We start from the raw sequence: 20,359 nt of genomic DNA, 5'->3' as shown, positions 1-20,359 counted from the left end.
TTGGCCATGGGCTGGGCTCAGCGGACGGGCGAGGGGGCCGGCAGATAATGGCCGGCGGGGTCGATGTGGGCGAGCACGTCCAGCACCGGGTGCCGTTCCAGCACGCGGTGGCGCGCGGCTTCCGAGATGGCGTGGGCCTGTTCCACGCTGATGGCGCCGTCCACTTCCAGGTGCACGTCCACCTGGATCAGGTCGCCCATCTTGCGGGTGCGCAGATCGTGCACGCCGTGAATGCCCGGGGTGCTCAGCAAGGTCTGGCGGATGGCGGCGACGGCGTCGTCGTCGGCGGCGCGGTCCATCAGGTCGTGCATCGCGTCCCAGCCGAAGCGCCAGCCCATGCGGGCGACCAGCAGGCCCACCAGCAGGGCGGCCACCGGGTCCAGCAGCGGATAGCCCATCAGGTTGCCGATGATGCCCAGCGCCACCACCAGCGAGGAGGCCGCGTCGGAGCGCGCGTGCCAGGCATTGGCCACCAGCATGCTGGAGCGCACGCGCTTAGCCACCGCCAGCATGTAGCGGAACAGCGCCTCCTTGACCGCCAAGGCCAGCAGCGCCACCCACAGGGCGACGGCGTGGACGGTGGGAATGGAGGCGGGGTCGTGGAATTTCGCGGCGGCGCTGTACAGCATGCCCAGGCCGACGCCCAGCAAGAGCAGGCCTAGGATCAGCGAGGCGGCGTTCTCGTAACGGTGATGGCCGTAGTGGTGATCGTTGTCCGGCGCCTTGTGGCTGTGTTTGCCGGCCAGCAAGACTACGAAGTCGGCGATCAGGTCGGACAGCGAGTGCAGGCCGTCGGCGATCAAGGCGGAGGAGTGCGCCAGCGCGCCCACCACGATCTGGGTGGTGGAGAGGATCAGGTTGACCGCGACGCTGACCAGCGTGCTGACGCGGCCGGCGCGGCGTTTCTCTACGCTGTCGCCGTCGATGGCGTGATGAGTGTGGGCCATGGCAGTGCAGTCCGGCAGTGGGTGGGATGCCCTGATTATCGCACAAAGGCTATTAATTTTAAAAAATTGATTGTTTTTATTAATGAGAATGAGAACAAGAATGAACCTCAGCCGCGGCGAGGACGCCTTGTGACACAATTGGGGTTTTCCGGGGACGGGGAGGGGAATGGCTTTATTGCTGAAAAGCGCCTTGGGCGCGCTGGCGGTGCTGTTGATCAGCGTGTTGGCCAGGTCCAGGAATTACTATATCGCCGGCTTGGTGCCGCTATTCCCCACTTTCGCGTTGATCGCGCACTATATTGTCGGCAGCGAGCGCGGCGCGGCCGAGCTGAAAACCACCTTGCTGTTCGGCATGGCTTCGCTGCTGCCTTATTTCATCTATTTGCTGGCCTTGTATTGGCTGATAGACCGCTGGCGGCTGGGCGCGGCCTTGCTGGGCGCGGCGGCGTGCTGGGCCGCGGCCGCCGGCGTCTTGATCTGGCTATGGACGCGCCAATGAGGCCAGATTGGCGATGAAGCCGGCTTCGTCCTCCAGACAGCGCAGGTCCAGCCACAGCCTGCCGTCGGCCAGCCGGCCGATCACCGGCTGCGGCAGCGCGCGCAGCGCTTCGGCCAGCCGTTCCAGCGTGCCGCCCCGGCCGTCGGCCGGCGAAACCGCCAGCGCCCAGCTGGGCAGCCGGTCCACCGGCAGCGAGCCGCTGCCGATCTGGGACAGGCAGGCGGCGCCTTCCACCAGGTAGTCGGTTCCCAGCGCCGCGCTCAGCGGGGCGAGCAAGCGCTCGGCGCTGGCGCGCATCGCCGCTTGCGGGCGGCTCAGCCGGCGCAGCGTCGGCAGCGTGTCGGCCAGCCGGTCCGGTTCCAGATAAAGCCGCAGCGTGGCTTCCAGCGCCGCCAGCGTCATCTTGTCGCAGCGCAGCGCGCGTTTGAGCGGGTGCTGCTGAATCTTGTCTATCCATTCGCGCTTGCCGATGATCAGGCCGGCCTGCGGGCCGCCCAGCAGCTTGTCGCCGGAGAAGCTGACCAGGTCAACGCCGGCGGCGATCATCTGTTGCGGCATAGGCTCGTGCGGCAGGCCGTAGGCGGCCAGGTCGATCAGCGCGCCGGAGCCCAGGTCGGTGGCCACCGGCAGGCCGCGTTCGCGAGCCAGTTCCGCCAGTTCGGCCTCCGCCACGCTGCTGGCGAAGCCCTGAATCGCGTAATTGCTGGTGTGGACCTTGAGCAGGAGGCCGGTTTCCGCGGTGACGGCGTTGCGATAGTCTTTCAGATGGGTGCGGTTGGTGGCGCCCACTTCCACCAGCCGGCAGCCGGCCTGACGCATCACGTCCGGCATGCGGAAGGCGCCGCCGATCTCCACCATCTCGCCGCGGGACAGGATCACCTCGCGGCCGGCGGCGACGGTGGACAGCATGATGAGCACCGCGGCCGCGTTGTTGTTGACCACGCAGGCGGCTTCGGCGCCGGTGAGTTCGCGCAGCAGCTCGCTGACCGCCTGGTCGCGGTGGCCGCGGCCGGCGCCTTGCAGATCGAATTCCAGCGTGGCGGCTTCGCGCATCGCCGCGGCGACGGCTTCCACCGCGGCCTCGGCCATCGGCGCGCGGCCCAGATTGGTGTGCAATACGGTGCCGGACAGATTGAACACCGGCCGCATCCGCATGCGTTGCCGTTCGGCGACCCGGTCGCCGACGGCGGCGGCCAGGCTGTCGTCGCTGTCGGCCCAGGCGGGCAGCGCCTGTTGTTCGCGTATGGTTCGGCGCGCCTGCTCCAGCGTCTGGCGCACGGCCTCGGCCAGCGCGGCGTTGCCGTGGCGGCCCAGCAGGCGGGCCAGACGCTCGTGGCCCAGCAGGCGGTCAACGGAGGGCAGGCGGGTGTACAGGTTCTTCAGGTCCATGGAAGCTTCCGGCGCAAGGTCAGATTCCTTCATTTTACCCGCTTACGCTCGAGCGCTGCCGGCTGCGTATAATGCCTGGATGCAGACACATCAAACGCCTCCCTTCGCCGGCCTGACGCCGGACGCCATTCTCGACGCCGTGGACAGCCTTGGCCTTTACAGCTCCGGCAGCCTGCTGGCGCTGAACAGCTATGAGAACCGGGTTTACCAGATCGGCATCGACGACGCCGCGCCGCTGGTGGCCAAGTTTTACCGGCCGGAGCGCTGGAGCGATGAGCAGATTCTGGAGGAACACGCGTTTTCGCTGCAATTGGCGGAGCGCGAGATTCCGGTGGTGCCGCCGCTGGCCTTCAAGGGCGCCACCTTGCATCATCACGGCGGTTTCCGTTTCGCCTTGTTTCCGCGTCGCGGCGGCCGGGTGCCGGAGTTGGGCGACGCGCGCACGCTGGAATGGATAGGCCGCTTTCTGGGCCGCATCCACGCTTTGGGCCGGGTGGAGGATTACGCGCGGCGGCCGGCTTTGGACGCGGACAGCTTCGGCCGCGAGCCGGCGGACTATCTATTGCGGCACGCGGACTTGCCGCCGGAACTGCGCGAAGTCTTCCGCGGCGTGCTGGAGCAGGCGCTGGCCGGCGTCGACCGCGCTTACCAGCGCGCCGGCGCGGTGAGCGCGCTGCGGCTGCACGGCGATTGCCATGTCGGGAATATGCTGTGGACCGACGACGGCCCGCATTTCGTCGACTTCGACGACAGCCGCATGGGGCCGGCGGTGCAGGATTTGTGGATGCTGTTGTCCGGCAGCCGCGAGGAGCAGTCGGCGCAACTGGCCGAGGTGCTGGCCGGCTACGAGGATTTCTGCGAGTTCGATCTGCGCGAGCTGCATCTGCTGGAGGCGCTGCGCACCCTGCGCTTGATCCATTACAGCGCCTGGCTGGCGCGGCGCTGGCACGATCCGGCCTTCCCGGCCGCCTTCCCCTGGTTCAACAGCCAGCGTTACTGGGAGGAGCAGATTCTGACGCTGCGCGAACAGATTGCGCTGCTGGACGAGCCGCCGCTGTGGTCTGCCTGAGCGTGCGGTTCAGCCGGTGCTGGCTTCCTTGCTTTGCTGCATTCTTTCCTTGACCCAGCTTTCGAAGTGGGGCGCGTCCATGGGCTTGGCGATGAAATAACCCTGGCCCATCAAGCAGCCGCGGTTGCCCATGAAGTCCAGATCGGTGGTGGTTTCTATGCCTTCGGCCACCGTGGTCAGCTGCATGCGCTGGGCCAGTTCGATCACGCTGTTGAGCACCGCCTCCAGATGAGGCTTGGTGGACACCGAGGTGACCAGCGACTGGTCGATTTTCAGTTCGGTGAACGGGAAACGGGTCAGTTGCTGCAAGGTGGCGAAGCCGGTGCCGAAGTCGTCGATGGACAGGCCCAGGCCGCCCAGGCGCAGCCGGGCGGCGATGCCGATGGCTTCGGCCAGATTGTCGGCGATGGCGGTTTCCGTCACTTCGAAAATGATGAAGCGCGGCGGCACATGGGTGCTGAGCAGCCGTTGTTCGATTTGCTGGGTCAGGTCGTCACCCTTGAGCGACAGCGCCGACAGATTGACCGACAGCGGCAGCCGCAGGCCGCGGCGCGCCCATTCCTGCCATTGCTTCAGGCCCTGGTCCAGCATGCTCAGCGTCAGTTCGGTGGCCCAGCCGCTGGCCTCCACCACCGGGATGAAACGGGCGGGGGAGACGATGCCGAGTTCCGGGTGCTGCCAGCGCGCCAGCATTTCCGCGCCCTTGAGCAGGCCGCCGTTGAGGGTGACCTTGGGCTGGTAGTAGGGAATGATCTCGCCCTTGTCCAGCGCTTCGCGCACTTCCACCTCGCTGAACAGTTCGGCGTGATGGTCGTCTCCGCCCTTGGGCGTCCACACCCGTTTGAGCAGGTCCAGCAGCTCGGGCTGGCGCAGCGGCTTCTTTAGGCCGCCGAGCACCGGCAGACCCAGTTCCCGCCCCATCAGCTCCACGGTGGAGATCAGCAGGTAATCCTTGCTGGAGGTGACCACCAGCGGCGCGCCCAGGCCTTCTTTGGCCATGTGCTGCATCACTTGCACGCCGTCCAGCTTGGGCATTTCCAAATCCAGCAGGATCAGGCTGGGAAGCTGCTCGCGCATCCGCTCCAGGCCTTCCTCGCCGTTGGCGGCCTGGCGGATCTGCTGCGCGCCCAGGCCTTGGCAGATCTCGCAGCCGTGCTGACGCTGCAAGGTGCTGTCGTCGATGATCAGGACGTCCTGGATATCCAGTTGCATGGTGTTTCCTCGTTCAACGGCAAATCGCCTTGGCGATGGTGTCCAGCGGCATCACTTCGTCGGCCGCGCCCAGGCGGATCGCCTCCTTGGGCATGCCGAAGACCACGCAGCTTTCCTCGTCCTGGGCGATGGTCTTGGCGCCGCAGTCGTGCATTTCCTTCAAGCCCTTGGCGCCGTCGTCGCCCATGCCGGTCATGATGATGCCCAGCGCGTTCTTGCCGGCGAACTTGGCGGCGGAGCGGAACAGCACGTCCACCGAGGGCTTGTGGCGGCTGACCAGCGGGCCGTCCACCACCTCCACCAGATAAAAAGCGCCGCTGCGCTTGATCATCATGTGCTTGCCGCCGGGGGCGATCAGCGCGCGGCCCGGCAGGATGCGGTCGCCGTTGCTCGCTTCCTTGACTTCGATCTGGGACAGGCTGTCCAGCCGCTCGGCGAAGGAGCGGGTGAATTTTTCCGGCATGTGCTGGACGATGGCGAGGCCGGGGCAGGTGCGCGGCAGCGCGGTGAGCACGGTTTCCAGCGCCTGGGTGCCGCCGGTGGAGGTGCCCACGGCGATGATGCGTTCGGTGGTGGCGAACATATTGCCGCCGGTGGGCGCGGACAGGATGGCGTCGGCGGACAGCTTGGGCCGGGTCTCCAGCGGGTTGGACGCCGGCGCGGCGCCGCCGGGCGCGGAGCCGCCGGCCGAAGGCATCACCCGCACCCGGTTCATCCGGGCGGCGGCGGCGCTGCGCACCGCGTGCACCAGCTGATTAGCGCTTTCCTCCAGGAAACCCTTGACCCCGGCCATGGGCTTGGCGATCACCTCCACCGCGCCGGCGGCCATCGCCTGCATGCTGATGTCGGTGCCTTTCTGCGTCAGCGAGGAGCAGATCACCACCGGCGTGGGCCGGCTGGCCATCAGCTGTTTGAGGAAGGTGATGCCGTCCATGCGCGGCATCTCGATGTCCAGCACGATGACGTCCGGCCATTGCTGCTTCATTTTTTCCATCGCGGCGATGGGGTCGGTGGCCACATCCATCACCGTCATGCCGGTTGCCTGGCTGAAAACCTGGCTCAGCACCTGGCGAACCACTGCAGAGTCGTCCACGATCAGCACTTTGATAGTCATGCCCGAGTCCTTGCCTTATGGTGTGCGGAAATCCTGCTCATGTCCGCGTCCTGCGTCTGTTTTACCCACACATCGCCCGTGGCCAGGTCGAACATCACCAACCGCGGGCTGTTGCCGCCCAAATCCTCCGCCTGCACCGATAGTCCGAGCTGCTTGACCAACTGGTAGGCCATGTCGATATTGCGCGAGGGCACGTCGTGCGGCTGATCGCGCTCGACCCCGGCCAGCACCGCGGCGCCGCCCACCAGCTTGGCGTGGAATTCCTGCAAGGGCAGGCCGGAGGCCAGCACCTCGTGCAGCATCAGCAGCATGGCTTCGTCGCCGTAGCGGCCGGACAGCGCCGTCGGTCTGCGGTCGGTGCGCCGCGCCAGCAGGTAGTGGCACATGCCGCCGATCTTGGCCTTGGGGTGCCACAGCGTGATCGAGACGCAGGAGCCGAGCAGCGTGCGGATCTTGTGGTGCTTGTCGCCGAAGTACCAATCGCCGGGATGCAGGAATATATCGACTTCTTGTTTTGTCATTGCCAGGGCCTTTGCGCCGAAAGTCGGCCAAGCGACCGGTTCATTCGTTTCAATGTAGAACAGTTGCCGCGCCGTTTCAGGGCGGATTCGGCGCGTCCTCCGCCGCCGCGCCCGATTCCCGGACCAGGAAATAGGCGATTTGCTGTTGCAGGCGCGCAGCCTGTTTGTGCACTTCGGCGGCGGTGGCGGCCAGGGCTTCGCTGTTGGCGGTGTTGCGCTGGGACACGTCGCCCAGGTGTTCCATCGAGCCGTTGACCTGGGCGATGCCGCGCGCTTCTTCCCGGCTGGCGGTGCTGATGCCGCCCACCAACTCCGCGGTGGCCGCGCTGCGCTCCAGAATGCCGGACAGCGCGCGCGCGGCCAGACGCGCTTCATGGCGGCTGCGCCGGGCCAGTTCGCCGATTTCCCGGGCGGCGTTCTGGCTGCGTTCCGCCAGTTTGCGCACGTCGTCGGCCACCACGGCGAAGCCGCGGCCGTGCGGGCCGGCGGTGGCGGCTTCGATGGCGGCGTTGAGGGCCAGCAAATTGGTCTGGTAGGCGATGTCCTCGACGATTTCTATGCGCCCGGCGATCTGCTCCAGCGCGCTTTCCGCGGTCTGCACCGCTTGCTTGCCGTCCGCCACCTGGCGCGCGGCGTCGTGCGCGGCGGCGTTGGTCAGTTCCGCCTGCGCCAGATTGCTTTGGCTGACTTCGTGCATTTGGGCGCAGGAGTGGGCGGTGGCGCCGACGCTGAGCGCGGCGGCCCAGCTGTTTTGCGCCAGCGCCTCGGCGGTGGCCCGGATTTCCTGGGCGCTGTCGGCCAGTTGGTCGGCGCTGCGGCGCACGTCCAGGATGATGTCGCTCAGGTGGCGGCTGCAGTAGCCCAGGGTGGCGTGCACGCTGCGGCGCGTTCCGGAGGGCGGCCTGTCGCCGCGGGATAGCCGGCCGGCGGCCATCTCGCGCATGCGCTCGGCCAGCGCGTCGGGCTCCGCGCCCAGAATGCGCCACAGATTGCGGTGGATGGCCCAGGCCAGCGCCAGGCCGGCCAGCGCGCTGCCGCCGGCCAGCGCCATCAGCAGCGTTTTCAGTTCGCGGCCGCGGCGCTCCGCTTGCAGGGCGGCTTGCTGGCGCAAGGCGTGCGCTTGTTCGCGGACTTGCCGCAGCGGGGCGAGCAGCGCCGGCGCGGCCTGGTCCAGCGCTTTGCGGGCTTCGTACTTCTGATTGGCGGCGGCCTGGCGCACGCCCTGGTCCAGCATGGGGAAGGCCAGGCCGCGCTGGGCTTGCAGCTGCCGCATCGAGCGTTGCAGCGCGTCCTTGCCCGGCGCCTGCTGCCGTTCGATGGCGTCGGCCAGTTTCCGCTCCAACTCCAGATAGCGGCCGCGGGCGGCCAGATAGCGCTCCCGCCAGGCCTGGATGTCGCGGCGGCTGGAGACGATGATCAGCGAGCGGTAGTCGATGCGCATTTCCTGGATCTGGACGTGCATGCGGTCGCTGAGCCGGGCGTGGCGGCCATAGACTTGGGTGATTTCTTCCAACTGGGTATGGAATTGCTCAAGGCCGTAGAGCCCGGCGGCGATCAGGGCCAGCAGCAGGATCAGCAGCGCGCCGAAGCCCAGTTTCAGTTGCCGGGAGACGGACAGGGCGCTTCGGCCGGGCGCGGGGACGAAGTGGGCCGGCATCGCCGCTCAGGCCTTTTCCGTCTGGGTTTCCGCGGCGGCGTCCTGTTGGCCCAGGCTGGAGATCAAGGCCATTTCATCGACCGACAGCACTTTGTTGACGTTGAGCAGCACGATGAAATGGCCGTCCAGCTTGGCCATGCCGGCGATGAAGTCGACGCGTATCTTGCTGCCGAACTGAGGCGGCGGTTCGATGTCGGCGTCGGGGATGGCCAGCACCTCATGCACCGCGTCCACCAGAATGCCGATCAGCTGCAATTGTTCTTCGCCCTCCACTTCGATGATGACGACGCAGGTGCGGCGATTGATTTCGGTTTCGCCGCGGGCGAAGCGCAGCGACAGGTCTATCACCGGCACCACCGAGCCGCGCAAATTCATCACGCCGCGGATGAAGGCCGGCATCAGCGGCACGTGGGTGGGTTTCAGGTATTCCAGGATTTCGCGTATCGCCAGGATGCCGATGGCGAAGACGTCGCCGCCCAGCTGGAAAGTCAGGTATTGGCGGGCGTCGGCCTGCGGTTCGGCGGAGGCGGCGTTGTCGTGTTTGCGCTGCAGATGGAGCGGTTTCATGGCGCTGTCCGGTTAGAAACGGATGAAGTCGGACTCTTCCGCCAGCGGCGGGTGCAGCGGCTTGTGAGGCAACAGGGGCTCGCGCCGCGCGCGCGGCGCCGGGTGGAAGGACTCGGCGGCGCCCAGCTTGAAGTAGCCCATCAACTCGTGCAGGTGCTCGGCCTGATCGTTCATTTCCTCGGCGGTGGAAGCCAGTTCTTCGCTGGCGGACGCGTTTTGCTGCGTGGTCAGGCTCAGTTGCTGGATGGCGGAGTTGATCTGGCTGACGCCGCTGGCCTGTTCATTGGAGGCGGCGGCGATCTCCTGCACCAGATCGGCGGTGCGGCTGCTGGAGCGGACGATTTCCTCCAGGAACTGGCCGGCCTGCTCGGCCAGCTTGACGCTGCTGCCGGCCACGCCGCTGATTTCCTGGGCGGCGATCTGGCTGCGCTCGGCCAGCTTGCGCACCTCGGCCGCCACCACGGCGAAGCCCTTGCCGTGTTCGCCGGCGCGCGCGGCTTCGATGGCGGCGTTGAGCGCCAGCAGATTGGTCTGGTAGGCGATGTCGTCGACGATGCCGATCTTGTCGGCGATCTGGCGCATCGCCTCCACGGTGCGGCGCACCGCCTCGCCGCCTTCGGCCGCCTCGCGCGAGGCCTTGGTGGCGATGCTCTCGGTGACGCGGGCATTGTCGTTGGTCTGGCTGATGGAGGAGGACATTTCCTCCACCGAGGCCGAGGTTTCCTCGATGCCGGCCGCCTGCTCGCTGGCGGCTTGGGACAGCGCCTGCGAGGTGGAGTTGATCTGTTGCGCGGCGCTGGACAGCGCCTCGGAGCCGCTCTTGACCTCGGCGATGATGTTGCGCATCCGTTCAATGGTGACGGCGATGGCGGCGCACAAGCTGCTTTGGTCGCCCGGACGCAGCCGGATTTCCGCGTCCAGATTGCCGTCGGCCACCTGGCGCATCACCTCGGACACATAGTGCGGCTCTCCGCCCAGGGTGCGCAGCAGATTGCGGGTGATCAGGGTGGCCAGGCCGGCGCTGATCAGGGCGGCCAGCAAGGACAGCGCGATCATCACCCAGTGCGCCTGTTGATAGCTGGCGTTGGCCTGATTGGCCAACTGGTCGTTGAGTTTGTCCTCCAGGTCCGCCAGCGCGGTCAGTTGCTGGTTGAAGGCGACCATCTGCGGCGCGATCTCGTTCTGCATCAGTTTCTTGGCTTCGTCCTGACGCCCTTGATTGGCCAGGTCCACCGCCTTGTCCACCATCGTGAGCGTGGCCGGCCGCATGTTCTGAATGCGGCTCATCTGTTCCAGCTCCTGGGGGGTGTTGTTGTCGGCCTGCCGGAAGACTTCGGCCAGTTTCTTTTCCCTGTCCATATAGGCGACTTTGCTCGCCTGATAGGCTTGCAGCGCGCTGTTGATGTCGGCGGGCCCCTCGGCCAGCATCACATTGCGGTAGGCGATGCGGATATCCTGGTTGTCGCTGATCAATTGGCGCGCCAGCCGGCTTTCCACATTGTTGACCTGGGTGATGTCGCGCAGGGCGATATTGCTGATCTCCAGCCCGTACAGCGCCGCGCTGACGCAGATCAGCATCAGCGCGATGATCAGGCCGAAGCCCAGGCCGAGCTTCTGCGCGATGGACATGCCGTGTTTGTATTGGCTCATTGGGCGCTCCTATCCGTTTTCGCCGCGGTGTTTGTGGTGCCAGCTTCCCATTCCCGGGCGGGAAGCAGCGCGTACCGCTCCGCCTCTTTTTGGGTGGCATGGTGGATCAGGGCGGGCACGTCGAGAATCAAGGCGACTTCGCCGGTGCCCAGGATGGTGGAGCCGCTGATGGCCTTGAGGTGGCGGAACAGATTGCCCAGCGGCTTGATCACGGTCTGGAATTCGCCCAGCAGCGCGTCCACCACCAGGCCGGCCTTGCGTTCGCCGTAGTGCACCACCACCACGTTGCGGCGTTTGGCCGCGACGGCGGGCAGTTCCAGAAAGCCGTCCAGGCGCAGCAAGGGCAGCAGTTCGCCGCGCAGATTCAGGCAGTCGTGAACGCTGTCCTTGTCCAGCGCGGCGGGCAGCTCTATGCATTCGATCACCGCTTCCAGCGGCACCACGAAGGTGGCGGCGGCGACTTCCACCAGGAAGCCGTCGATGATGGCCAGGGTCAGCGGCAGCCGGATGCGGAAGGTGGTGCCCAGTCCGAGTTCGGATTCGATGTCTATGGTGCCGCGCAGCTGCTCTATGCTTTTCCTCACCACGTCCATGCCCACGCCGCGGCCGGAGATGTTGGTGACCTGGTCCGCGGTGGAGAAGCCGGCCTCGAAGATCAGGCGGAACACGTCCTGCTCCGGCAGCGCCATGTCGGCGGGCAGCAGGCCGCGTTCCACCGCCTTGGCCAGGATGCGCTCTTGATTGAGGCCGCCGCCGTCGTCGGCCACTTCGATCACGATGCTGCCGGATTCATGGTAGGCGTTGAGCCAGACATGGCCTTCGGCCGGCTTGCCGCCGGCCAGCCGGCGCTCGGTGGTTTCTATGCCGTGGTCGATGGCGTTGCGCACGATGTGCATCAGCGGATCGCCCAGTTTTTCCACCATGGATTTGTCCAGCTCGGTCTCCGCGCCGGAGATGTGCAGCTGGATGTCCTTGCCCAGTTCGCGCGAGACGTCGCGCGCCACGCGCGGGAAGCGGTTGAAGATTTCGCCTATCTGTATCATGCGCATGGACAGCGTGCCGGCGCGGATCTGTTCGATCAGATTGGCGATGGTCTGGGTGGACTCCACCAGCGCGCTTTGCTGCGAGCGGCGCGCCACCAGATTGGCGGCGGCGCCGGCGATCACCAGTTCGCCGATCAGATTGATCAGGCTGTCCAGTTTGCCGGCCTCCACCTTGATGAATTTGCTTTCGGCCGATTTGCCGCTTTTGGCGTCGCCGGCGGTTTTGGCGGCGGCGCGCGCGGCGGGCGCTTCCGGCGCGGCGTCGGCGGGGGCATCGGACGCGGGGTCGACGGCAAGCGGCTCGTCCGGCGCGAACTCCACGATTTCCACCGACGACGCCATCGCCTCCGCTTCGGCGAACGCCGCTTCCGGCTCGGCGGCATCGGCTGCGGGCTCCAGGCCAAAGCGCAGCCATACCGCCCGGACCGCGTCGGCCTCCTCCCGCGGCGCGCTGGCCAGGGTCTGAGCCTGCTGCCGCGAGCTGGGCGGCCACGGCCAGATATGGACCTCGCTGTCTTCGCGCGCGAACTCGAAAACATCCAGCAGCGTCTGCTGCGCCTCCTGGCTGCGGTACAGCGCCTCCAGGCGCAGATAATTGGTTTCCGGATTGAAGTCGTCGCCGCTTGGCAGCTGGGTGGCGACGGCCTCGATCCGGTCGATCTCGCCTATGGTGGCGAGATAGCGGATAAAGGACGACGGGTCCATGCCGTTGCGCAGCATATCCGGACCGAAGCGCAGCGACAGCAGCCATTGCTCCGGCGGCGGCGCGGCGGGCTCGGGCTGCGGCTCGGGCGGCGCTTCCGTTTGTTCCATCCCGGCCGGCGCCTCCTGGGCGGCCGCGCCGCCGGCGGCGCGGCTGTAGGCGACCAGCTCGTCCAGCAGCTCGGTGCCGGCGAAACGCTCCAGGCTGTCCTTGGCCGCCAGCGCGGTCAGCATTTCCTTGACGTGGTCGTGGCAGCGCAGCAGCAGGCCGGTCAGCATATCGTCCAGCCGCAGCGCGCCGTCGCGCAGCAGGTCCAGCACGTTTTCCACTTCATGGGTGAAGCCGACGACGACGTCCAGGCCGAACAGCCCGGCCGAGCCCTTGATGGTGTGCATGGAGCGGAACAGGGCGTTCAACTGTTCCGTGGTGGTGGAGTCGGCTTCCGCGTCCAGCAGAATGCTTTCCATCTCTCCCAGCAGATCGTTGGATTCTTCGAAGAAGGTTTGCAGCGCCAGTTCAAGATCCATGCGCGACCTCCTCCAAAGAGAGCTGGCCTTGCAGGCCCACCAGGCGGATGAAGTCCAGCGAGGCCGGGCTGGGGGCGATGAAGCGCAACGCGACGTCCTTGCGCAGGCTTTCCCGGCGCAGCCACAGCAAGACCTGGGCGATGGCGCAGTCCAGCTCTCCGACGCAGGACAGGTCCAGTTCGATGGCGGCGTGGCCGGCGAGGGCGGCGTGGAGCTGCTGATGCAGTTCCGCCGCCTGGTAAATGGTTTGTTCTCCGCTGAGTGTCAGTTGGAAAACGGCGGCGGCCGGCGCGGCGGGCGCGCTGTCTTTGGCGTCTGGTTTTTTGCGGGCGCGCGGCATGTCGGGCTCCCGATCAGGGCAGGATCAATTTGGAAACGGCGGTCAACAGCACCGGCGGTTGGAAGGGTTTGACCACCCAGGCCTTGGCCCCGGCGGCCTTGCCTTCCTGCTTCTTTTCCTCGGAGGATTCCGTGGTCAGCATGATGACCGGAGTGAATTTGTAATTGGGATGGATCTTGATATTGCGCAGCAGCGCGATGCCGTCCATCAACGGCATGTTCACATCGGAGACGATCAAATGGACTTTGCGTCCGTCCAGCACGTCAAGGGCTTCCTGGCCGTTGGCGGCCTCCAGCACCTCATAGCCCGCGCCGGCGAGCGTCATGCGAACCACCTGCCGCAGGCTGGCCGAGTCATCGACGATGAGTATGGTCTTGGCCATCTGGAACATTCCCCGGATCAAAAGAAAGTGATGTTGTTTTGCTTATTGCCCGATTCCGCTTGGTCGCTGCTGTGCAGGACGCGCTGCTCATGGGTGGTATAGCTGTTTTTCAAGGCGTCCAGCCAGGCGGCGGTGTCCGGCGGCGTCGGCCGACGCTCGGTGTCCACCAGCGCCTGGCTGAAGACGCTCTCCAGCCGGCGCATATCGTTCTGCACCCCGCTGAGGATTTGGTCGACCCGGTCCTGGAATTGCAGCTGCACCAGAATGTCTTCCAGCGCTTGCTGCAAGGACTGGGATTGGACGGCCTCGTCGTCCGGCGCGGTTTCTTCCGCCGGCGCGGAGGCGTCGGCGGCGTTCAGCGGCGCGTGCGGCCGCAGCGGCTCGTGCGCCATCTGCGCCAGGCTGTCCATGGCCTTGTCGATCTGGTTCTGCAGCCGGGACAGCTGTTCCAGCGTGTCGCTGCCCAATTGCTCCATGCTTTGCTCGCCGTCCAGCTGGTGGCCGCTGACCAGGCTGCGCACCAGGTTCTGCAGGGTGTTGGCCGATTGGCCCAGGGTGTGCAGGTGGATGGCGAGATCGGTCTGTTGCCGGGTGGCGTTCTGCAATAGCTGCAGCATGTGTTTGAGCCGGCTCTCCGCCTGGGCCAGCGCCGCCTGGTCGGTGTGTTCGCCCGGCTTGGGCACCGCGCCGCCCACTTGGCGCAGTATGCCGTCGAAGCGCAAGGTCAGCCGGTTGGCGGCGTCGTCCATCTGCTCCTTGCCCAAGGAGATGTGGCCGGCCCACAAGGGCAGCAAGGCGCAGACGTGGCTGGCGAAGCCCTGCCAGTATTCGTCCTGAGTCGGGGCCGGCTCCGCGGCGGCGGCCGGCGCCGGCCAGAACAGGACCAGCGCCAGCGCGGCGCAGCTGAGCGCCAGTCCGGCCCAAAGCAGCGGATGCCCCCAGAATAGCCAGCAGAGGACGCCGCCATTGATGGCCAGGCCCAGCAACAGGCGGTTTCTTGGCGTCAGAGGCGGGAGCAGGACCATGTCGATCAACCGGGATGGAAAAAAGTCATACCTTTTTTGTAGTTGTTGGTTTTTTCTTATGCAAACGGACGGCGCGGCCAAAGCGCTCGCCGACGCCATGAAAAAAGCCTCCGTGCAGGAGGCTTGGGGGACGTTGGGAGCGGGGGCTTAGCCGGGAAACAGCAGCGGATTGACCCCGCTGCGGGCGAAGCCGCGCTGTTCCAGCTGCTGGTCCAGCGCCAGCGTGGCCAGATCGTCGGCCGCCGGCTCGGCGTCCAGGTCCTTGTCCAGCGCCAGGATCTTCAGATAGCTGCCGCAGTCGCCGCAGCTTTCGCCGCGCACCGCGGCCTGCTGGCTGTCGCCTTGCTCCAGCGACCAGTAGCCGATGTCGCGGGTCGCCTCGCAATTGCTGCACTTGGCGCGCACCAGATGCCATTCGCTCTCGCACAGGCTGCAATGCAGATAGCGCAGGCCGGACTCGTTGCCGAGGCGCACCACGCTGGCCACCGGCGGCATCGCGCACACCGGGCACAGGTGGCGGGCGTCGTCGGGCTCGGCCACCGCCGTCACCTGCAGTTGCGCGGCCAGCTGGCTGAAGTAGACCGACAGCGCCGCCCACAGCAAGGGCGCGCGCGCCGAGCCGACGGCGGCGAAGTCGCCGTCCAGCAGCGCGCGGGCGGCGCTTTCCAGCGCGGCGTCGTCCGTCTGTTCCAGCTCGCGCGCCACCTGGCCGGCGGGGCCGGGCAGGGCGGCGAGCTCCGCGCACAGCGCGCGCAGCAGATTGCGCCAGACCGGATCGCGCGGCCAGGCGGCGGCGCCCAGCGGCGGCAGGCCGTGTTCGGCGCAATGATGGAAGTAATCGCCGCGCGGCGGCAGCGTCACCGGCTGTTCGCGCACCAGGCGGTGCTGAGCCGCGGCGATGCGGGCGGCGAAGGCCAGATAGGCCGCCATCGGGTGGCCGTCGGCCAGCGCCGTCAGGCGCCGGCTGCGGGCCAGATAGCGTTCGGCGGGCTGGGGCAGCAATAACGGCGGGATCTCTCCCGCCGCGGTTTGCAGCCGGCCAGCCTCGTCCAGGGGGACGATGCGTATGCTCATGGCTTGTTCTTGTCTCCGGTCATTTCACGGTACCAGCGCGGATGATGCTTCTTGGCCCAGGTATGGGTGACCACGCCTTCCACCATCGCCCGTATCGTGCCGCGCACCCAGATGGCGGCGTAGACGTGGACGATGATGCCGGCGATCAGGATCAGCGCGCTCCAGGCGTGCAGGAGCAGGGCCACGCGGATCACCGGGATGGGGAAGTACAGCGCGAAGTACGGCCGCCACATGATGAAGCCGGTGCACACCAGCACCAGCATGCAGCCGGTCATCAGCCAGAACATGCCTTTCTGGCCGCCGTTGTACTTGCCGATGTCGCCGACCTCGTGGCCGGACAGCACCGACTTCACCGCCATCATCCACTTCACGTCTTCCTTGTCCAGGAAGTTGTGATGCCAGTAGCGCAGGAATTGGCGCGCGAAGCCGACGAACATCAGCACCCCGACGAAGGGGTGGATGATGCGCGCCAGCTGCGGCGTGCCGAATACGCCGGTCAGCCAGAAGAAGGCCGGGTAAAAGAAGGCCAGGCCGGAAATCGCCAACAGCACGAAGCACACCGCCACGATCCAGTGGTTGACGCGTTCCGCCGCGCTGTAGCGCTTGATCAGCTTTTCCTTGCTCATGCCTTTTCCTCCTCTTCCTCTTCCGCCTTATTGGGGCCGACGCCGATGTAGTGGAAGAAGCCGAACAAGACCGAAGCCGCCAGGCCGATGGTGGACAGCGGCTTGAGGATGCCCTTCCACAGGCTGACCACCGGGCTGATCTTGGGATCCTTGGCCAGGCCGGAATACAGCTCCGGCTTGTCGGCGTGGTGCAGCACGTACATCACGTGGGTGCCGCCCACGCCTTCCGGATCGTACAGCCCGGCGTTGGCGTAGCCGCGGGTCTTCAGCTCTTCCACCCGGTCATGGGCGTAGGCCTGCATATCGGACTTGGTGCCGAAGCGAATGGCTCCGGTGGGACAGGTCTTCACGCAGGCCGGCTCCTGGCCCACCATCACCCGGTCGGAACACAAGGTGCATTTATACGCCTTGTTGTCCTTCTGGTTGATGCGCGGCACATTGAACGGACAGCCGGAGATGCAATAGCCGCAGCCTATGCAGTGCTCGGACTGGAAGTCCACGATGCCGTTGGCGTACTGGATGATGGCCCCCGGCGACGGACAGGCCTTCAGACAGCCCGGGTCGGCGCAGTGCATGCAGCCGTCCTTGCGGATCAGCCACTCCAGCTTGCCGCTTTCCTCCACCTCGCTGTAGCGCATCACCGTCCAGCTGTGGGCGGTGAGATCGGCCGGGTTGTCGTAGACGCCGACGTTGCTGCCCACTTCGTCGCGGATGTCGTTCCACTCCGAGCAGGCCACCTGACAGGCCTTGCAGCCTATGCAGGTGGACACGTCGATCAGCTTGGCCACCTCGGCCTTGTAATCTCGCACCACCGGCGGCTGGGTGGGGCTGGCGGAGCGGCGCAGGATATCTTGCGATTGCAGTGATGACATGGTCGCTCCTTATACTTTCTCGACGTTGACCAGGAAGGACTTGAATTCCGGCGTCTGGGTGTTGGCGTCGCCTACAAACGGCGTCAGCGTGTTGGCGCTGAAGCCTTTCTTGGCCACCCCTTCATAACCCCAGTGAATCGGAATTCCGACCTGGTGCACCGTCTTGCCGCCCGACTGCAGCGCGCGGATGCGCTTGGTCACCACCGCCTTGGCCTTGATATAGCCGCGCTTGGACGACACTTTCACCGTGTCGCCGTGGGCGATGCCTTTCTCCTTGGCCAGCGCCTCGCCGATTTCCACGAACTGCTCCGGCTGGGCGATCGCGTTCAGCCGCGCGTGCTTGGTCCAGCCGTGGAAGTGCTCGGTCAGCCGGTAAGTGGTGGCCGCGTACGGGAAGGCGTCGTGCTTGCCCATCTGCTCGAGGTCCGCCGGGAACACCCGCGCCGCCGGATTGGACACCACCTTGGGATGCAGCGGGTTGGTGCCCAGCGGCGTTTCGAACGGCTCGTAGTGCTCGGGGAAGGGGCCTTCGGCCATCTTGTCGAGAGCGAACAGCCGCCCCAGGCCCTCGGCCTGCATGATGAAGGGGCCCATGGCGCTGCCGGGCGGCTCGTCGGCCTTGAAGTCCGGCACGTCGATGCCTGTCCATTTTTCGCCGTTCCACTTGATCAGCGTCCGCTTCTTGTCCCAGGGCGTGCCGTCCGGCTTACAGGAAGCGCGGTTGTACAGCACGCGGCGGTTGGCCGGCCACGCCCAGGCCCAGCCCAGGGTATTGCCCAGCCCGGACGGATCGCTGTTGTCGCGGCGCGCCATCTGGTTGCCGGCCTGGGTCCAGCTGCCGGCGAAGATCCAACAGCCGGAAGCGGTGCTGCCGTCGGCCTGCATCAGGGCGAAGCCGGACAGCTGCTCGCCTTTCTTGGCCAGGAACTGCCCCGGGTTCTTGGGATCCGGGATGTCCGCCAGCGCCTTGCCGTTGAGCTCCTTGGCCAGTTCCTCCGGCTTGGGCTCGTGCGGATCGCCGTAAGCCCAGGATAGGCTCATGATGGCCTCGGCGTTCTTGCCGCCGTCCTTGGCGTACTGCGCCTTCAGACGAGTGAAGATGCCGGCCAGGATTTCCGCGTCGGTGATGGCTTCGCCCGGCGCGTCCGCGCCTTTCCAGTGCCATTGCAGCCAGCGTCCGGAATTGACCACCGCGCCGTCTTCCTCGGCGAAACAGGTGGTGGGCAGACGGAACACCTCGGTCTGGATTTCCGCGGTCTTCACATCGTTCTGCTCGCCGTGGTTCTTCCAGAAAGTGGAAGTGTCGGTGGCCAGCGGGTCCATGATCACCAGATATTTCAGCTTGGAAAGCGAGGCCACCACCTTGTTCTTGTCCGGGAAGGCCAGGATGGGGTTGAAGCCTTGGCAGAAATAGCCGTTGATCTTGCCCTGATGCATCAGCTCGAAGTACTGCAGCACGTCGTAGCTCTTGTCCCACTTGGGCAGCCAGTCGTAGCCCCACTGGTTGTCTGCGGTGGCCTTGTCGCCCCACATCGCCTTCATCAGCGAAACGAAGAACTTGGGATAGTTCTGCCAGTAGTTCATCTGCCCGTCGGCCAGCGGCTTGCTGGTGTACTTGCTCAGATAGGACTCCAGCGTGGGCTCCTTCTCCGAGGGCATGTTCAGATAACCCGGCAAGCTGGTGGACAGCAGGCCGATATCGGTCAGACCCTGGATGTTGGAGTGGCCGCGCAGCGCGTTGACCCCGCCGCCGGCCATGCCCATATTGCCCAGCAGCAGCTGGATCATCGCCATGGTGCGGATGTTCTGCGAGCCGATGGAGTGTTGCGTCCAGCCCAGCGCGTACAGGAAGGAAGTGGTCTTGTCGTGGGCGCCGGTTTCCGCCAGGTATTCGCAGACCTTGAGGAAGGCGTCCTTGGGCGTGCCGCAGAGGGTTTCCACCATTTCCGGCGTGTAACGGGCCACGTGCTCGCGCATCAGATTGATCACGCAGCGCGGGTCGGACAGGCTGTCGTCGCGCTTGGCCATGCCCTTGTCGTCCAGCTGGTAGGTCCAGGTGGATTTGTCGTAGCTGTGCTTGTCGGCGTTGTAGCCGGAGAACAGGCCGTCGTCGAACTTGAAGTCCGGGTTCACCAAGAGCGCGGCATTGGTGTAGGCCAGCGTGTATTCCTTATTGTACTTGCCGGTTTGCAGCAGGTAGCGGATCACGCCGGACAGGAACGCAATGTCCGTGCCGGTGCGGATGGGGGCGTAATAATCCGCCACCGAGGCCGTGCGGGTGAAGCGCGGATCGATGACGATCAGCTTCGCCTTGTTGCGGGTCTTGGCCTCAATCGCCCAGCGGAAACCCACCGGGTGCGCCTCGGCCGCATTGCCGCCCATGACGACGATGAGGTTGGCGTTCTTGATGTCGACCCAATGGTTTGTCATGGCACCGCGACCAAATGTTGGGGCAAGACTTGCCACCGTTGGTCCGTGTCATACACGCGCCTGGTTGTCGACCGCCAGCAGCCCCAGGCTGCGGGTGAATTTGTGGGTCAGCCAGCCGGCCTCGTTGCTGGACGCGGAAGCGGCCAGGAAACCCGTGGTCAGCCAGCGGTTGACGGTGACGCCGTCCGCATTCTTCTCGACGAAGTTGGCGTCGCGGTCGCGCTTCATATGGGCGGCGATGCGCTCGAAGGCCTCGTCCCAGCTGATGCGTTTGTATTCGTTGGAGCCCGCTTCGCGCACTTCCGGGTAGCGCAGGCGGTTGGGGCTGTGGATGAAGTCGATCAGGCCGGCGCCTTTGGGACAGAGCGCGCCGCGATTGACCGGATGGTCCGGATCGCCTTCAATGTGGAAAATATCGGCTTTGGCGTTCTTGGCGCCGTCGCCCAGGCTGTACATCAAGATGCCACAGCCCACCGAACAGTATGGACAGGTATTCCGGGTTTCCGTCGCGCGCAGCAATTTATAGCTGCGGGTGTCGGCCAGCGCGGTCTCGGGCATGAAGCCCAGGGTCGCGATGGTGGTGCCTGCCATGCCGCCGGCGCAGAGCTTGAAAAACTGCCGTCTGCTGACTTGCATGGGTTTGTCTCCTTGGGGTTGAACTGGGCGCGCCCCTGACCCACCAAGGACGCGTTGCTCACTCACAGCGGAAAAT

18 protein-coding genes are annotated in these 20,359 nt (G+C 65.9%); 2 read left to right on the top strand and 16 right to left on the bottom strand.

The window, feature by feature from the left end:
* Positions 1-17 precede the first annotated feature (17 nt).
* On the bottom strand, positions 18-947 hold the full coding sequence (locus ACODSD_RS03770) for a cation diffusion facilitator family transporter (protein WP_488876821.1): 930 nt from the start codon (positions 945-947) through the stop codon (positions 18-20).
* A gap of 166 nt (positions 948-1,113) precedes the next feature.
* Between ACODSD_RS03770 and ACODSD_RS03765 the strand changes: the two genes are divergently transcribed.
* The gene (locus tag ACODSD_RS03765) at positions 1,114-1,446 is read left to right on the top strand and encodes a GlpM family protein (RefSeq protein ID WP_107800500.1); all 333 of its coding nucleotides are present in this window, start codon (positions 1,114-1,116) and stop codon (positions 1,444-1,446) included.
* Here the strand turns inward: ACODSD_RS03765 and selA are convergent.
* A complete protein-coding gene (selA, locus tag ACODSD_RS03760; RefSeq protein WP_107800499.1) occupies positions 1,429-2,835 on the bottom strand; it encodes an L-seryl-tRNA(Sec) selenium transferase in 1,407 nt (468 codons plus the stop codon). The genes ACODSD_RS03765 and selA overlap by 18 nt on opposite strands.
* 79 nt (positions 2,836-2,914) lie before the next feature.
* Here selA and ACODSD_RS03755 point away from each other — a divergent pair, with 79 nt between their 5' ends.
* Positions 2,915-3,904, top strand: a complete 990-nt coding sequence (locus ACODSD_RS03755; protein WP_107800498.1) for a serine/threonine protein kinase — start codon at positions 2,915-2,917, stop codon at positions 3,902-3,904.
* 9 nt (positions 3,905-3,913) lie between these two features.
* Here ACODSD_RS03755 and ACODSD_RS03750 read toward each other — a convergent pair whose 3' ends face one another.
* From ACODSD_RS03750 to fdnG, 14 genes are all read right to left on the bottom strand, one after another.
* Positions 3,914-5,116, bottom strand: coding sequence for an EAL domain-containing response regulator (locus ACODSD_RS03750; RefSeq protein WP_235086801.1), 1,203 nt, complete (start codon positions 5,114-5,116; stop codon positions 3,914-3,916).
* Positions 5,117-5,129: 13 nt separating this feature from the next.
* Positions 5,130-6,230, bottom strand: a complete 1,101-nt coding sequence (locus tag ACODSD_RS03745) for a protein-glutamate methylesterase/protein-glutamine glutaminase (protein WP_107800497.1) — start codon at positions 6,228-6,230, stop codon at positions 5,130-5,132.
* On the bottom strand, positions 6,227-6,751 hold the full coding sequence (locus ACODSD_RS03740; RefSeq protein ID WP_107800496.1) for a chemotaxis protein CheD: 525 nt from the start codon (positions 6,749-6,751) through the stop codon (positions 6,227-6,229). The genes ACODSD_RS03745 and ACODSD_RS03740 overlap by 4 nt, the downstream gene beginning before the upstream one ends.
* Positions 6,752-6,827: 76 nt before the next feature.
* Positions 6,828-8,408, bottom strand: a complete 1,581-nt coding sequence (locus ACODSD_RS03735) for a methyl-accepting chemotaxis protein (protein WP_107800495.1) — start codon at positions 8,406-8,408, stop codon at positions 6,828-6,830.
* A gap of 6 nt (positions 8,409-8,414) precedes the next feature.
* Entirely contained in the window at positions 8,415-8,975 is a 561-nt protein-coding gene (locus ACODSD_RS03730) for a chemotaxis protein CheW (protein WP_107800494.1), read from the bottom strand.
* Between the two features lie 12 nt (positions 8,976-8,987).
* Complete coding sequence (locus tag ACODSD_RS03725; protein ID WP_107800493.1) at positions 8,988-10,625, bottom strand: methyl-accepting chemotaxis protein; 1,638 nt, start codon at positions 10,623-10,625, stop codon at positions 8,988-8,990.
* A complete protein-coding gene (locus ACODSD_RS03720) occupies positions 10,622-12,898 on the bottom strand; it encodes a chemotaxis protein CheA (RefSeq protein WP_488876820.1) in 2,277 nt (758 codons plus the stop codon). The genes ACODSD_RS03725 and ACODSD_RS03720 overlap by 4 nt, the downstream gene beginning before the upstream one ends.
* Positions 12,888-13,238 (bottom strand): STAS domain-containing protein, encoded by a 351-nt coding sequence (locus ACODSD_RS03715; RefSeq protein ID WP_107800491.1) that lies wholly within the window; start codon positions 13,236-13,238, stop codon positions 12,888-12,890. Before ACODSD_RS03715 ends, ACODSD_RS03720 begins: the two co-directional genes overlap by 11 nt.
* Positions 13,239-13,251: 13 nt before the next feature.
* A complete protein-coding gene (locus tag ACODSD_RS03710) occupies positions 13,252-13,620 on the bottom strand; it encodes a response regulator (protein WP_235086808.1) in 369 nt (122 codons plus the stop codon).
* Positions 13,621-13,637: 17 nt separating this feature from the next.
* Positions 13,638-14,645 (bottom strand): hypothetical protein, encoded by a 1,008-nt coding sequence (locus tag ACODSD_RS03705; protein ID WP_488876819.1) that lies wholly within the window; start codon positions 14,643-14,645, stop codon positions 13,638-13,640.
* 147 nt (positions 14,646-14,792) lie between these two features.
* Positions 14,793-15,719, bottom strand: a complete 927-nt coding sequence (gene fdhE, locus ACODSD_RS03700) for a formate dehydrogenase accessory protein FdhE (RefSeq protein ID WP_488876818.1) — start codon at positions 15,717-15,719, stop codon at positions 14,793-14,795.
* Complete coding sequence (locus tag ACODSD_RS03695) at positions 15,716-16,345, bottom strand: formate dehydrogenase subunit gamma (protein ID WP_488876817.1); 630 nt, start codon at positions 16,343-16,345, stop codon at positions 15,716-15,718. Before ACODSD_RS03695 ends, fdhE begins: the two co-directional genes overlap by 4 nt.
* Positions 16,342-17,217: a formate dehydrogenase subunit beta gene (gene fdxH, locus ACODSD_RS03690; RefSeq protein ID WP_107800487.1), complete on the bottom strand. Its 876-nt coding sequence runs from the start codon at positions 17,215-17,217 to the stop codon at positions 16,342-16,344. Before fdxH ends, ACODSD_RS03695 begins: the two co-directional genes overlap by 4 nt.
* A 9-nt stretch (positions 17,218-17,226) precedes the next feature.
* Positions 17,227-20,283, bottom strand: a complete 3,057-nt coding sequence (fdnG, locus tag ACODSD_RS03685) for a formate dehydrogenase-N subunit alpha (RefSeq protein WP_488876816.1) — start codon at positions 20,281-20,283, stop codon at positions 17,227-17,229.
* Between the last annotated feature and the right edge of the window lie 76 nt (positions 20,284-20,359).

Source organism: Chromobacterium sp. FG22 (assembly GCF_057809415.1).
This window is presented reverse-complemented; position numbering and strand designations above follow the sequence as displayed.